The organism is Rhodococcus spongiicola (genome assembly GCF_004011835.1).
Taxonomy (GTDB): domain Bacteria; phylum Actinomycetota; class Actinomycetes; order Mycobacteriales; family Mycobacteriaceae; genus Prescottella; species Prescottella spongiicola.
The window spans coordinates 368,469-382,956 of record NZ_RKLN01000002.1; the positions used below are offsets into that span (position 1 = coordinate 368,469).

The window sequence follows — 14,488 nt, forward strand, 5'->3', positions numbered from 1 at the left end:
TGAACACCGATGGCATCGCTGGTGTACTTCTCCAGCGCGTCGGAGAACACACACCGATTCGTCCAACGACTCGGTGTCCCCGCTACGCGCATTCCGCTTCATGACCGCGACGGCACGTTCGAGGTCGACGAACCGTACGTCCTGATCGTCCCCACCTACGGGGGCGGCACGACGGCGACGGGACGCGACACCAGTTACGTGCCGAAGCAGGTCATCCGATTTCTCAACAACCAGCACAATCGTTCTCTCATTCGGGGAGTGATTGCTGCCGGCAACACGAACTTCGGCGAATCCTACTGCTTCGCCGGGAACGTGATCTCGCAGAAGTGTCGGGTCCCGTACCTGTACCGCTTCGAACTCATGGGAACAGCAGAGGACGTCGTCGCCGTGCGCGAGGGCCTCGAACAATTCATGGAGAGTGAACAGTGGCACCGACCATCACAGATTCAGCCCCGGCTGGGGGTGTAGAGCGCGCCGTGGCACTACTCGACGCGTCCGAGAGCGAGCTGGACTACCACGCGCTCAACGCGATGCTGAACCTGTACGGTCCGAACGGCGAGATCCAGTTCGACAAGGATGTCGCCGCGGCACGGCAGTACTTCCTCCAGCACGTCAACCAGAACACCGTCTTCTTCCACAACCTGGACGAGAAGCTCGACTACCTAGTCGAGGAGAACTACTACGAGGCCGAGGTTCTCGCCCAGTACTCGCGCGAGTTCGTGAAGTCGCTGATCGACCGGGCATATGCGAAGAAGTTCCGCTTCCCGACGTTCCTCGGCGCCTTCAAGTACTACACCTCCTACACGCTCAAGACGTTTGACGGTAAGCGCTATCTCGAGCGGTTCGAGGACCGCGTCTGCATGGTCGCGTTGACCCTCGCTGCCGGCGACGAGGACCTTGCCACCCACCTCGTCGACGAGATCATCTCCGGACGCTTTCAGCCGGCCACCCCGACGTTCCTCAACTCCGGCAAGAAGCAGCGCGGAGAACCCGTGTCGTGCTTCCTGCTGCGCATCGAGGACAACATGGAGTCCATCGGCCGATCCGTCAACTCGGCGTTGCAGCTGTCCAAGCGCGGTGGCGGAGTTGCCCTGCTGCTCACCAACGTTCGTGAGCACGGCGCGCCGATCAAGAAGATCGAGAACCAGAGCTCGGGCGTGATCCCGATCATGAAGTTGCTCGAGGACTCCTTCTCCTACGCGAATCAGCTCGGTGCCCGTCAGGGCGCAGGCGCCGTCTACCTACACGCGCACCACCCGGACATCTACCGGTTCCTCGACACCAAGCGTGAGAACGCCGACGAGAAGATCCGCATCAAGACGCTGTCGCTGGGCGTGGTGATCCCGGACATCACGTTCGAGCTCGCGAAGAAGAACGAGGACATGTATCTGTTCTCTCCGTACGACGTCGAGCGCATCTACGGCGTGCCGTTCGCGGACATCAACGTCACCGAGAAGTACCACGAGATGGTCGACGACAAGCGGATCCGCAAATCGAAGATCAAAGCCCGCGAGTTCTTCCAGACGCTGGCCGAGCTGCAGTTCGAATCGGGCTACCCGTACATCATGTTCGAGGACACGGTGAACCGGGCGAACCCGATCGAAGGCAAGATCACCCACTCCAACCTGTGCTCGGAGATCCTGCAGGTCTCGACGCCGTCGTACTTCAACGACGATCTGTCCTACAGCCATGTCGGCAAGGACATCTCGTGCAACCTGGGTTCGCTCAACATCGCCAAGACGATGGACTCGCCGGACTTCGCGCAGACCATCGAGACCGCGATCCGCGCCCTGACCGCCGTCTCGGATCAGACACACATCTACTCGGTGCCGTCGATCGAGCAGGGCAACAACGACTCTCACGCGATCGGCCTCGGGCAGATGAACCTGCACGGCTACCTTGCTCGCGAGCGGATCTACTACGGCTCCGAAGAGGGGATCGACTTCACGAACATCTACTTCTACACCGTCGTCTACCACGCGATCCGGGCGTCGAACCTGATCGCGAAGGAACGCGGCAGCTACTTCAAGGGCTTCCCGCAGTCGAAGTACGCGTCTGGCGAGTTCTTCGACAAGTACACCGACCAGGTGTGGGAACCTGCGACGGTACGAGTCAAGGCTCTCTTCGCCGACGCCGGCGTGCACATCCCCACGCAGGATGACTGGAGCGAGCTGAAGGCCTCGGTGCAGAAGTACGGCATCTACAACCAGAACCTGCAGGCTGTCCCGCCGACCGGGTCGATCTCGTACATCAACCACTCCACCAGCTCGATCCATCCGGTGGCGTCGAAGATCGAGATCCGCAAGGAAGGCAAGATCGGACGCGTCTACTACCCGGCGCCTTACATGACGAACGACAACCTGGACTATTACCAGGACGCGTACGAGATCGGATACGAGAAGATCGTCGACACATACGCTGCGGCAACGCAGCACGTCGATCAGGGCCTGTCGCTGACACTGTTCTTCAAGGACACCGCCACCACGCGTGACGTCAACAAGGCGCAGATCTACGCGTGGCGCAAGGGAATCAAGACGCTGTACTACATCCGCCTGCGTCAGATGGCACTCGAGGGCACAGAGGTCGAGGGTTGCGTCTCGTGCATGCTGTGACGGCAAAACAGGATGTGTCGAAAAGGTTTGGGGCGAAACAGACTTCGGGGTCAGGCTCGAACGGAGTGAGGGAATCGTGAGCGAGAAGATCAAGCTGATTGATCGGGTGTCGGCGATCAACTGGAATCGCGTGCCCGACGACAAGGACTCCGAGGTGTGGGACCGCCTCACCGGCAACTTCTGGCTGCCGGAGAAGGTACCGGTGTCCAACGACATCCAGTCGTGGGCCACCCTCACCCCGCACGAGAGGCAGCTCACGATGCGGGTGTTCACCGGACTGACGCTGCTCGACACCATTCAGGGCACCGTCGGCGCCGTGAGCCTCATCCCGGACGCCGTCACCCCGCACGAGGAGGCCGTGCTCACCAACATCGCGTTCATGGAGTCGGTGCACGCGAAGAGCTACTCGCAGATCTTCTCGACGCTGTGCACCACGCGCGAGATCGACGACGCGTTCCGCTGGTCCGAGGAGAACCCGAACCTGCAGCGCAAGGCACAGATCGTCCTCGACTACTACCGGGGCGACGATCCGCTCAAGCGTAAGGTCGCGTCGACTCTGCTCGAGTCGTTCCTGTTCTACTCGGGCTTCTACCTGCCGATGTACTGGTCGTCACGCGCCAAGCTCACCAACACGGCCGACATGATCCGCCTGATCATCCGCGATGAGGCGGTGCACGGCTACTACATCGGCTACAAGTACCAGCGAGGTCTCGAGCGGGTCAGTGCAGCCGAGCGCGAAGAGCTCAAGAACTACACCTTCGAGTTGTTGTTCGAGCTCTACGACAACGAGGTCGAGTACACGCAGGATCTTTACGACGAGGTCGGGCTCACCGAGGACGTGAAGAAGTTCCTGCGCTACAACGCCAACAAGGCGCTGATGAACCTCGGTTACGAGGCCCTTTTCCCCAAGGACGAGACGGACGTCAACCCGACGATCCTGTCGGCCCTGTCGCCCAACGCGGACGAGAACCACGACTTCTTCTCGGGGTCGGGTTCGAGTTACGTCATCGGCAAGGCCGTCAACACCGAGGACGAGGACTGGGACTTCTAGTTCCGCCCTGCTGGGGCCGGATCGACCAACCGGCCCCTGAAAGGCGTTCGCGCGGGGGGAGATTCGATCCAGCCGTTGTCAGGAAGGGTGACCCGCGCCTACTGTCGAACTGTAGGACCGAGCCGAAATACCCGACGATGATCGAGGAGACGGCAATGAGTGGTCGAGTAGTGCACTTCGAGGTCCCGTTCGACAACGGTGACCGCGCACGCAACTTTTATCAGCAGGCCTTCGGTTGGCAGCTCACCGAGATGCCCGAGGTGAAGTACACCGGTGTGTCCACTGGGCCGGTCGCCGAGTCAGGGATGGCGGCCGAGCCCGGGTACATCGGCGGCGGGATGTTCGAACGCGTCGAGCAGTTGCCGAAGGGACCGGTGATCACGGTCGGCGTGGACGACGTCGACGCGGCGCTCGCGAAGATCGAGTCGCTCGGTGGGGCAACCGTCTCGGCGAAGCAAGCGGTTGGCGAGTTTGGGTTTGCGGCCTACTTCCGGGACCCCGAGGGCAACGTCATGGGGCTCTGGGAGTCCGCGCAGGGCTGACCGGCCGCGGCGTGGTCCGGCAGGGGCGAAACGAATTCCGACACTGGCAGGGTCTTCCTGACAGACAGGGCATTCCTGGCTGACAGTGTTCCCAGCTGGCAGGGTCTTCCTAGCCGGCGTAGGCGTTGAGGCTCTGCTGCAGATCGCTGAGGACCGCGCGAGCCGCGACAACACCGTTGCCGGCGTTCCACAGTTCGTCGTCGACGGCGAAGACGCGGTTGTCGGTGACTGCTCCGAGGTCGTCCCAGCCGTCGGACTCCATCACTGACGTTCCATGCGCGAGCCCTTCGGACCCATCGAAGCTGACGTAGATCAGATCACCCTCGGCGTCGGCCAGGTCGTCGATATCCTTCGATGCCACTTCGATTCGCTGGTAGGCCGGACGCTGGACGTCCGCGTCGGCGAGCACCTGGCCGGAGAAGCTGCCCGGTCCCTCGATCGAGGTCGCGTTCGAACTGAATCGGATGACCGACGCCTGGGTCTGACGTGCGTTGATCTCGGTGCCGATCCGCGCCGCATCGGCGGTGTACGCATCGAGCGCCTCCTGTGCGGCACCTGAGCGCCCGAGAGCCCTGCCGGCCGCGAGGAACCGTGACTTCCACTCGACCGGATCGTCGCCGACGAACACGGTAGGTGCGATGGCGTCGAGTCGGTCGTCGAGCGCGGGTGCGGCGGGCGCGGATCCGAGGATCAGATCCGGGGCCGCCTCCGAGATCCGGGCGACGTCCGGTGCCGACTCCGGGCCGACACTGGGCAGCAACGCGATTCCGGTTCCGAGGTACGACGGGTGCGGATCGTCGCCGGGTGCCGTGGCCGCACCCACGACGCGTTCCCATAAACCGAGAGCGCAAACGGAATCCATTGCAGCGCTGTCGAGTACGACGATGCGCTGCGGATCCGGCGCGCCCGGATCAGGTGCTGTCGGTGTCGCACACGCGGCGTCGGTGTCGCGTTCGACGTTCACCACACCTGCACCCGCGATTTTGGTTGTCGTCCGCACGATGGTGCTCGCATCGTCATCCGTAGAGTCAGCGCACGCGGTGAGCCCGGCCAGGACCGCGGTTGCCGCGACCACGGCGACGGCGGCGCGGCGGACGGTGCGGACGGGCTGGGAACTAGGCAAGGCGTCGACTTCCTGTTCGGCGAACTCTGACTGTTGCGGGACCGATCCAGGCTAGCTGTTGTGCGGATTCCCACGAACCGCGGCGCGAGGTCACCGCGGACCTTGTCGCGTCGCGCACGCGCAGAGCGGTCGTGGGACGCGATCGTCGAGGCGGTCGTGCGCACGGGATGGGCTGCGCCACGCCCGTCGCGGTCGGGACCGAAGTCCTGCTCGTGACCCTCCTGACCGGAGGGCGGAAGGGCTCTAATACGACGGGGAGTAGGACCCGGTCCAAAAGGTCCGAAAGGACCGTCTACGATTCGATGAGCGCAAGCCGGGAGAACGTCTGCCTCGAGCAATGAGGCCGGGGGTTCGCAGCGGGCCTGCGGAGCGACCAAGGGCACATTCAGGAGGATCATTGACTGCCGTAGCGCCCCAGCCAGTCAGAGAGGTAGCCACGCGGCCGTACCCGCCGCGGCAGGGACCCAAGGGCTCGTTCATCTACAAGATGGTCACGACCACCGATCCCAAGGTCCTCGGGATCATGTACCTGGTCACCTCGTTCGCGTTCTTCCTCATCGGCGGCCTGATGGCGCTGCTGATGCGCTCCGAGCTCGCGGTTCCCGGCCTGCAGTTCCTGTCGAACGAGCAGTTCAACCAGCTGTTCACGATGCACGGCACGATCATGCTGCTGCTGTACGCGACCCCGGTCGTGTTCGGCTTCGCGAACTACATCGTTCCGCTGCAAATCGGTGCGCCGGACGTCGCGTTCCCGCGCCTGAATGCGCTCAGCTACTGGCTGTACCTGTTCGGCGCCCTCATCACCACAGCCGGCTTCATCACCCCCGGTGGTGCGGCGGACTTCGGCTGGACCGCCTACGCCCCGCTGACGAGTGCCGTGTACTCGCCGGGCCTCGGCGCTGACCTGTGGATCATGGGTCTGACCGTCGCCGGCCTCGGCACCATCCTCGGTGGCGTCAACTTCATCACCACCATCGTGTGCCTGCGTGCCCCCGGCATGACCATGTTCCGGATGCCGATCTTCACGTGGAACATCCTCGTTACCAGCCTCCTCGTCCTGCTGGCGTTCCCGATCCTGACGGCCGCGTTCTTCGGGCTGCTCGCCGATCGTCACCTCGGTGCACACATCTTCGATCCGGCCTCTGGCGGTGTCCTGCTGTGGCAGCACCTGTTCTGGTTCTTCGGCCACCCCGAGGTGTACATCATCGCGCTGCCGTTCTTCGGCATCGTCTCGGAGATCTTCCCGGTCTTCTCACGCAAGCCGATCTTCGGCTACAGCGGCCTGGTCTACGCCACCATCGGCATCGCGGCGCTGTCGATCGCGGTGTGGGCGCACCACATGTACGCCACCGGCGCGGTGCTGTTGCCGTTCTTCTCGTTCATGACGTTCCTGATCGCGGTTCCGACCGGCGTGAAGTTCTTCAACTGGATCGGCACGATGTGGAAGGGCCATCTGACCTTCGAGTCGCCGATGCTGTTCTCGGTCGGCTTCCTCGTGACGTTCCTGTTCGGTGGCCTGTCGGGTGTCCTGCTGGCGAGCCCGCCGATCGACTTCCAGGTCACCGACTCGTACTTCGTGGTCGCGCACTTCCACTACGTCCTGTTCGGCACCATCGTGTTCGCCACCTACGCGGGCATCTACTTCTGGTTCCCGAAGATGACCGGTCGCTTGATGGACGAGCGCCTGGCCAAGTGGCACTTCTGGACCACGTTCATCGGTTTCCACGCCACCTTCCTCGTGCAGCACTGGGTCGGGGCCGAGGGCATGCCGCGCCGTTACGCGGATTACCTGCCTTCTGACGGGTTCACCACGCTGAACACGATCTCGACGGTCGGTTCGTTCATCCTCGGCGCCTCGACGCTGCCGTTCCTGTGGAACGTCTTCAAGAGCTACCGCTTCGGCCAGGTCGTGACCGTCGACGACCCGTGGGGTTACGGCAATTCGCTCGAGTGGGCCACCAGCTGCCCGCCGCCGCGGCACAACTTCACCGAGCTGCCCCGGATCCGTTCGGAGCGCCCGGCGTTCGAGCTGCACTACCCGCACATGGTCGAGCGCATGCGGGCCGAGGCCCACGTCGGCCCCGGCCACGGAGGCAAGCAGGTCACCGAGGTCCTCGAGGACAGCAAGTCATAAGAGACCGATAGGTCTTCGCACTATCGGAAGGCCCCGCCCGACGGGCGGGGCCTTTCCGTTGTCCCCGGCACGACTTGGCAGAATGGGGACGGATTTCAATCCGAGTTGTTCGGGGTTGTTCAGGGTTGTTCGAGTTGAACGAACGGAGTTTCTTGGTGGGTGCGTCAGACGCCACGGTTCTGGTGACGGTTACGGGTCCGGACAAGCCCGGCGTCACCTCGGTGCTCTTCGGGGCGCTCTCACGTCACCAGGTGAGCTTGCTCGATGTCGAACAGGTGGTGATCCGAGGGCGGCTCACCCTCGGTGTCCTGGTGAAGTGCCCGGCCGACCCCGAGGCCCTGCAGGAGGAACTCGAGGAGGCGATGGACACCGTCGGCATGACCGTCGACGTCGAGATCGGCGCCGATCCGGACGCTCGCCAGCAGGTGTCCACGCACGCCGTCGTCGTCCTCGGTAGCCCGGTGAGTGCACGCGCGTTCCGCTCGCTCTCGCGGGAACTGGCCCGCCAGGGCGCCAACATCGACTCGATCCGTGGCGTCGCCGACTACCCGCTGACCGGGCTCGAGCTGATGGTCACGGCCGCGGGCGCCAGTGCCGAGGCGGACGCGCAGCTGCGTGCCGGCCTTGCCGAGGTCGCGGTCGGCGAGAACGTCGACGTCGCGGTCGAGCGCGGGGGACTCGCGAGGCGCGCCAAGCGGCTCATCGTCTTCGACGTGGACTCCACCTTGGTCCAGGGTGAGGTCATCGAGATGCTCGCGGCCCGCGCCGGCGTCGAGGACGAGGTCCGTGCCGTCACCGAGGCCGCGATGCGCGGCGAGATCGACTTCACCGAGTCTCTGAACCAGCGCGTCGCCACCCTCGCCGGGCTCGATGCGTCCGTCATCGACGAGGTCGCCGCCGACCTGCAGCTGACGCCGGGCGCGCGCACGACGATCCGTACCCTGCGTCGTCTCGGCTACCACTGCGGCGTCGTGTCGGGCGGCTTCCGGCAAGTGATCGAGGGCCTCGCTCACGAACTCGAACTCGACTTCGTCCAGGCCAACACGCTCGAGATCGTCGACGGCAAGCTCACCGGCCGTGTCACCGGTGACGTCGTCGACCGGGCCGCCAAGGCCACCGCGCTGCGCAAGTTCGCTGCCGAGGTCGGCGTCCCGATGGAGCAGACCGTCGCGGTCGGCGACGGCGCCAACGACATCGACATGCTCACCGCCGCCGGCCTCGGTGTCGCGTTCAACGCGAAGCCGGCGGTGCGCGAGGTCGCCGACACCGCCCTGTCGCACCCCTTCCTCGACGCGGTGCTGTTCGTGCTCGGTGTCACCCGCAACGAGGTCGAGGCCGCCGACGCGGTCGACGGGGGCGTGCGGCGCGTGCCCATCCCATGACGCTGACTCGGGGCGGCTTCACGGCACGTCACGCCGTGCTGAAGGCTGGGTACGGCAGCCGGCCGGACCCGTCGGATCCGGCACAGGTGCTGGCCATGCCGATCGTGCTGCACATCCCCAAGGCCGACCCGCCGGCGCGGAGCGCTGTCCTGGCCGCGGCGGCCGCGGCCACCGTCGCGTTGTGCCTCGACGCGCGGGTGGGACCCGATGCTCACGGGATACCCGGACCGTGGCAGGGCGCCTTCCGGGAGTGGACTGGCGCACGCATCCGCAAGGTCGCCCGACGTGCCCGCGGCGCGCAGTGGGTCGCCGCGCAGGAAGTCGACGGCGTGACCGTCGACCTGGACGGGGCGCAGGCCCGTGCTTTCGTTCCGGGGAGGGTCGGGGACCTGGACACGCGGATCAAGAAGCTGCAAATCGGCGGTACGGACCTCGCGCATGACGACCCGGGGCCGGTCCCGGAGGGTGTGCCGACGCTTTGGGTGAACGCCACGCTCGGGATGACCGTGGGCAAGGCCGCCGCGCAGGTCGGTCACGCGGCGATGATCCTTGCCGGCGCGATGTCCACCGCGCGGGCGCTCGATTGGGCGGCCGACCGCTACTATTGCGCCGTCCGCGACGCGGACGAGACGACGTGGGCCTCGCTCCGTGACGAGGTCGCCCTTGGCCGGGCGATCGCGGTAAGGGACGCCGGGTTCACCGAGATAGCACCCGGTTCGATGACGGTCATCGCGTCCCTCCGCTGAGCGGGGGAGCGGTATGCAGGTCCGATCCAGTCGGAGGCCTCCGGGGGCGGTACGCGAAGATGATCACCGTGTCGAACACGAAGGTGGTGGCTGTGTCGGAACCAGACCCTGATTTCCTCATCGATTTCGAAGATGTTCTGATTCGCCGGGGCGGTGTGACCCTCGTCGGTCCGGTTTCCTGGAAGGTTGAACTCGACGAGAAGTGGGTCATACTCGGCCCCAACGGTGCGGGTAAGACATCCCTGATGCGCGTAGCCGCCGCCGAGGTCCACCCGACAGCCGGGGTCGCGCGCCTGCTGGGCGAGCGGCTCGGAGGCGTCGACGTCACCGAGTTGCGTCCGCGCATCGGCCTGTCGTCGTCCGCGCTCGCGAATCGGGTCCCAGCCGACGAGGTCGTGAAGGATCTGGTGGTCTCCGCTGGGTACGCGGTCCTGGGCCGTTGGCAGGAACGCTACGAAGAGATGGACACCCACCGCGCGATCGACATGCTCGAGAGTCTCGGCGCCGAGCACCTCGCCGACCGCACCTACGGGACCCTGTCGGAGGGTGAGCGCAAGCGCGTGCTCATTGCCCGCGCACTCATGACCGATCCGGAGCTGCTGCTACTCGACGAGCCCGCCGCGGGTCTCGACCTGGGCGGCCGGGAGGAGCTCGTTTCACGCCTGAGTGACCTCGCGGAAGACCCCGATTCGCCGGCGACCGTGCTGATCACGCATCACGTCGAGGAGATCCCGCCCAGCTTCACGCACGCGCTGCTGCTGTCGGAGGGACGCGTCGTCTCTCAGGGTCTGCTCGACGACGTCATCACCGCCCAGAATCTCAGCGAGGCGTTCAGCCAGTCGATCAGCCTCGATCGTGTCGGCGGTCGGTTCTTCGCCCGCCGCACCCGCCGTCCGGGTCTGCACCGCGCGTGAGGCCCGCCTGAGCCGCCGAGACACGCCGGAGTACCTCCCCGATGGGGCTGGTGGTGAGGCCTCGATCACACGGGGCGTAGGTTCCGGGTATGGGAACCAGTCGAGACGCGGGCGCCACCTCTTCGAACGCCACGCAGTCCGGAATGTTCGATGAGACGCAGACCGCGTCCACTGCACCCACCCCGAAGGACGCGTCCACGGTCATACTTGTGCGTGACGGGCGGTCGGGCGTCGAAGTCTTCTTGGTGAGGCGGGCCACGGGGATGGCGTTCGCAGGCGGCATGACGGTGTTCCCGGGCGGCGGCGTCGACCCCTCCGACGGTGTCGCCGACGTGCGCTGGGCGGGACCACCGGTGTCGTGGTGGGCCGAGCGATTCGGCGTGGAAGAGCCCCGCGCCAAGGCCCTCGTGTGCGCGGCCGTGAGGGAGACGTTCGAGGAGTGCGGAGTGCTGCTCGCCGGTCCGACCGAGGACAGTGTCGTCGCGAGCACCGCGGGGTATTCGGAGGCGCGTCGTCAACTCGAGTCGCGGGAGTTGTCGTTCGCGGACTTCCTTGCCCGCGAGAACCTCGTCATGCGAACCGATCTGCTGCGCCCGTGGGCCAACTGGATCACCCCGGTCCAGGAGGGGCACCGCTACGACACGCACTTCTTCGTCGCAGTCGTGCCGTCGGGGCAGAATGCCGACGGCGAGACGTCGGAGGCGGCCGAGGTCGCATGGCGGACGCCGGCCGCCGCGGTGGACGACTGGCGCGACCGCCGCAGTGTCCTGTTGCCGCCCACCTGGAGTCAGCTCGCGATGCTGGAGCAGTTCGACGACGTCGACGCGATTCTCGCTGCCGAGCCGGAGATCTCACCCATCCTGCCGGAGTTGCGCTTCGTCGACGGCAAGCCGTGGGTGTCGTTTCCCGGCGACGCAGGCTACTACGGCACCGGGACGCTGCCCTGGGGGTGACGCCCAGTAGCCTGGGCCGCATGGCTGAGTTTGTGACCCTCGAGGTTTCCGAAGGCATCGGCACGATTCGTCTCGCGCGCCCCCCGATGAATGCCCTGAACCGTCAGGTGCAGGAGGAGATTCGGGCGGCGGCCCGTCATGCGACCGTCGACCCGGAAGTCAAGGCTGTCATCGTGTACGGCGGGGAGAAGGTGTTCGCTGCGGGCGCCGATGTCAAGGAGATGGCAGAACTGGATTTCGGCCAGATGAGTGACATCATCGCCGAACTGCAGTCGGCCCTGGGGTCGATCGCCGACATCCCGAAGCCGACGGTCGCCGCGATCACCGGCTACGCACTCGGCGGGGGACTCGAGGTTGCGCTCGGCGCGGATTACCGCGTCGCGGGCGACAATGCCAAGCTCGGCGTCCCGGAAATCCTCCTCGGCATCATTCCCGGCGGGGGCGGAACGCAGCGCCTGGCCCGCCTGGTCGGTCCGGCGAAGGCGAAGGACATGGTCTTCACCGGACGCTTCGTCGGCGCCGAGGAGGCCCTGCAGATCGGTCTGATCGACGAGATGGTCGCGCCCGACGAGGTCTACAACGCCGCTCGCAAGTGGGCATCTCAGTTCACGGGCGCCGCCAGTCGCGCGCTGGCCGCGGCGAAGGCCGCGATCGATCAGGGCCTCGATGCGGACCTCGCGACGGGCCTGAAAATCGAACAGCACCTGTTCGCGTCACTGTTCGCGACCGCCGACCGCACCATCGGTATGGAGTCGTTCATCGAGAACGGTCCGGGCAAGGCGAAGTTCACTGGCAAGTAGCCGCGCCCAGAAGGCCAAAAGTAGAACTTGTTCATCCGTTACCTTTCGCTAGGATTTCCCGCATGAGTGCAAGCCCGACAGATCCCACTCCCAACCCGCACGCCACCGCCGAAGAGGTCGAGGCTGCGATGCAGGACACCAAGCTCGCCCAGGTCCTCTACCACGACTGGGAGGCCGAGACCTACGACGAGAAGTGGTCGATCTCGTACGACGAGCGCTGCATCGATTACGCGCGCGGCCGGTTCGACGCTGTGGCCGGCGATCAGCCGCTGCCCTACGAGCGGGCGCTGGAACTGGGGTGCGGTACGGGCTTCTTCCTGCTCAACTTGATGCAGGGCGGCGTCGCGAAGACGGGGTCGGTGACAGACCTGTCGCCGGGCATGGTCAAGGTTGCGACGCGAAACGCCGAGAACTTGGGGCTTCCGGTCGACGGTCGAGTCGCCGATGCCGAGACGATTCCCTACGAGGACGACACCTTCGATCTCGTCGTCGGCCATGCGGTGCTGCATCACATCCCGGACGTCGAGCAGTCGCTGCGGGAGGTGCTGCGAGTCCTCAAGCCGGGTGGCCGCTTCGTGTTCGCCGGTGAGCCGACGACGGTCGGCAACTTCTACGCCCGCTGGCTCGGGCGCGCCACGTGGGCCGCGACGACGAACATCACCAAGCTCCCGTTCCTGTCGGGCTGGCGTCGACCGCAGGCCGAGTTGGACGAGTCCTCCCGCGCTGCCGCGCTCGAGGCGGTCGTCGACCTGCACACGTTCGATCCCACTGATCTCGAGAACATCGCCAAGTCCGCCGGTGCGGTCGAGGTGAAGGCGAAGACCGAGGAGTTCGCTGCGGCCCTCCTCGGCTGGCCGGTGCGCACGTTCGAGGCGGCCGTCCCGCCGGAGAAGCTCGGCTGGGGCTGGGCCAGGTTCGCGTTCGGTAGCTGGAAGTCGCTCAGCTGGATTGACGAGAAGGTGCTGCACCACGTCGTACCGCGCGGATTCTTCTACAACGTCATGGTCACCGGCGTGAAGCCCGGCGCCACCACCTGATCACTCGCCCGACCCGTTGGGTTACCGCTTCACGATCGACGACGTCGACTACCTGCGCAGCGACGAGGGCGTCGCGGCGCTGGCGGAGACTGCAGAGTCGGAATTGTCCACGCGCACGCGTCTGGCCGATATCGGCCGGGCACGTGCGCGTTTCGGTGAGCGGGCGGGTCCGCTGATCGAGACGGTCCTGCTGCGGCGCAAGGCGCAGACCAAGCTGGTCGACGCGGACTCGTGGCTGTTCACCGGCGACGCCCTGCAGCAGGCGACACCGCGCGTGGTTGCCCGGCACCGAGCGACACGGTTGACGGGACGGCGCGTCCACGACGTCACGTGCTCGATCGGTACGGAACTGGCGGCGCTGATCGAGCTGACGGATGCCGTGATCGGCAGCGACCTGGACCCGGTTCGGCTGGCCATGGCCGCGCACAACGTGCCGGGGGTGACCCTTTTGCGCGCGGACGCGCTGCACCCGTGCACGCGCGACACCGTCGTGGTAGCGGATCCCGCGCGTCGTTCTGACGGCAAACGTAGGTTCGATCCGGCCGCGTCGATGCCACCATTGCCCGATCTCCTCGACGTGTACGCCGGCCGCGATCTGGCGGTCAAGTGCGCCCCGGGACTCGATTTCGATCGTCTCGGCTGGGATGGCGAGGTGGAGATCGTCTCGCTCGACGGCGGGGTCCGTGAGGCCTGTCTGTGGTCGCCGGGACTGTCCGATCCGGGTGTTCGGCGGCGCGCGAGCGTGCTGCGCTCGGACGGGACGGCGTGGGAGATCACCGACACCGAACCGGACGACATCCCCGAACGCGAACCAGGGGAGTGGATCGTCGAGCCGGACGGTGCTGTCGTACGCGCGGGACTGGTGCGCCACTACGCGGCCCGGCACGGGCTCTGGCAACTGGATCCGCGGATTGCCTATCTCACCGGGGACAGCGTGCCCGAGGGGGTGCGCGGGTTCCGGGTGCTGACCCGGCTCGGGTACACGGAGAAGGCCCTTCGGCGGGAGTTGGCCGCCCGCGACTGCGGTTCGGCCGAGATCCTGGTCCGGGGGCTCGACATCGATCCGGCGGTGCTACGCCCGCGTCTGAAGCTGCGGGGCAGCACGCCCCTGTCGGTGGTGCTCACCCGGATCGGACATGCTCCCGTCGCGTTCGTGTGCGCCGCACGGACCTGAGGCGGCACGGAACTGAGGTC

13 protein-coding genes are annotated in these 14,488 nt (G+C 65.9%); 12 read left to right on the forward strand and 1 reads right to left on the reverse strand.

Annotated features, from left to right (window positions below; all coding sequences use genetic code 11):
* Nucleotides 1-9 precede the first annotated feature (9 nt).
* From nrdI to EF834_RS06490, 4 genes are all read left to right on the forward strand, one after another.
* Nucleotides 10-468 (forward strand): class Ib ribonucleoside-diphosphate reductase assembly flavoprotein NrdI, encoded by a 459-nt coding sequence (gene nrdI / locus EF834_RS06475; RefSeq protein WP_127946386.1) that lies wholly within the window; start codon nucleotides 10-12, stop codon nucleotides 466-468.
* Entirely contained in the window at nucleotides 426-2,612 is a 2,187-nt protein-coding gene (gene nrdE, locus EF834_RS06480) for a class 1b ribonucleoside-diphosphate reductase subunit alpha (RefSeq protein ID WP_408014474.1), read from the forward strand. The genes nrdI and nrdE overlap by 43 nt, the downstream gene beginning before the upstream one ends.
* A gap of 76 nt (nucleotides 2,613-2,688) precedes the next feature.
* The gene (gene nrdF / locus EF834_RS06485) at nucleotides 2,689-3,663 is read left to right on the forward strand and encodes a class 1b ribonucleoside-diphosphate reductase subunit beta (RefSeq protein WP_127946388.1); all 975 of its coding nucleotides are present in this window, start codon (nucleotides 2,689-2,691) and stop codon (nucleotides 3,661-3,663) included.
* A 155-nt stretch (nucleotides 3,664-3,818) separates the two neighbouring features.
* Nucleotides 3,819-4,205: a VOC family protein gene (locus EF834_RS06490; protein WP_127946389.1), complete on the forward strand. Its 387-nt coding sequence runs from the start codon at nucleotides 3,819-3,821 to the stop codon at nucleotides 4,203-4,205.
* A 109-nt stretch (nucleotides 4,206-4,314) separates the two neighbouring features.
* On the opposite strand, the gene EF834_RS06495 is transcribed toward EF834_RS06490, so the two are convergent.
* Nucleotides 4,315-5,328 carry an ABC transporter substrate-binding protein gene (locus EF834_RS06495; RefSeq protein WP_127946390.1) on the reverse strand — a complete coding sequence of 338 codons (1,014 nt, stop codon included), beginning with the start codon at nucleotides 5,326-5,328 and terminating at the stop codon, nucleotides 4,315-4,317.
* A 397-nt stretch (nucleotides 5,329-5,725) separates the two neighbouring features.
* Here EF834_RS06495 and ctaD point away from each other — a divergent pair, with 397 nt between their 5' ends.
* The 8 genes from ctaD (at nucleotide 5,726) to EF834_RS06535 (ending at nucleotide 14,468) form a co-directional block, all read left to right on the forward strand.
* Nucleotides 5,726-7,462: an aa3-type cytochrome oxidase subunit I gene (gene ctaD / locus EF834_RS06500; protein WP_127946391.1), complete on the forward strand. Its 1,737-nt coding sequence runs from the start codon at nucleotides 5,726-5,728 to the stop codon at nucleotides 7,460-7,462.
* A gap of 155 nt (nucleotides 7,463-7,617) precedes the next feature.
* Nucleotides 7,618-8,844 (forward strand): phosphoserine phosphatase SerB, encoded by a 1,227-nt coding sequence (gene serB / locus EF834_RS06505; RefSeq protein WP_127946392.1) that lies wholly within the window; start codon nucleotides 7,618-7,620, stop codon nucleotides 8,842-8,844.
* Nucleotides 8,841-9,590, forward strand: a complete 750-nt coding sequence (locus EF834_RS06510) for an aminoacyl-tRNA hydrolase (protein ID WP_127946393.1) — start codon at nucleotides 8,841-8,843, stop codon at nucleotides 9,588-9,590. Before serB ends, EF834_RS06510 begins: the two co-directional genes overlap by 4 nt.
* Before the next feature lie 92 nt (nucleotides 9,591-9,682).
* Nucleotides 9,683-10,504, forward strand: a complete 822-nt coding sequence (locus EF834_RS06515; RefSeq protein ID WP_235871026.1) for an ABC transporter ATP-binding protein — start codon at nucleotides 9,683-9,685, stop codon at nucleotides 10,502-10,504.
* A 143-nt stretch (nucleotides 10,505-10,647) separates the two neighbouring features.
* On the forward strand, nucleotides 10,648-11,457 hold the full coding sequence (locus tag EF834_RS06520; protein WP_235871055.1) for an NUDIX hydrolase: 810 nt from the start codon (nucleotides 10,648-10,650) through the stop codon (nucleotides 11,455-11,457).
* Nucleotides 11,458-11,477: 20 nt separating this feature from the next.
* A complete protein-coding gene (locus EF834_RS06525; RefSeq protein WP_127946396.1) occupies nucleotides 11,478-12,257 on the forward strand; it encodes an enoyl-CoA hydratase/isomerase family protein in 780 nt (259 codons plus the stop codon).
* Between the two features lie 62 nt (nucleotides 12,258-12,319).
* A complete protein-coding gene (locus EF834_RS06530) occupies nucleotides 12,320-13,294 on the forward strand; it encodes a class I SAM-dependent methyltransferase (RefSeq protein WP_127946397.1) in 975 nt (324 codons plus the stop codon).
* Between the two features lie 16 nt (nucleotides 13,295-13,310).
* Entirely contained in the window at nucleotides 13,311-14,468 is a 1,158-nt protein-coding gene (locus tag EF834_RS06535) for a class I SAM-dependent methyltransferase (protein WP_127946398.1), read from the forward strand.
* Nucleotides 14,469-14,488: the final 20 nt, after the last annotated feature.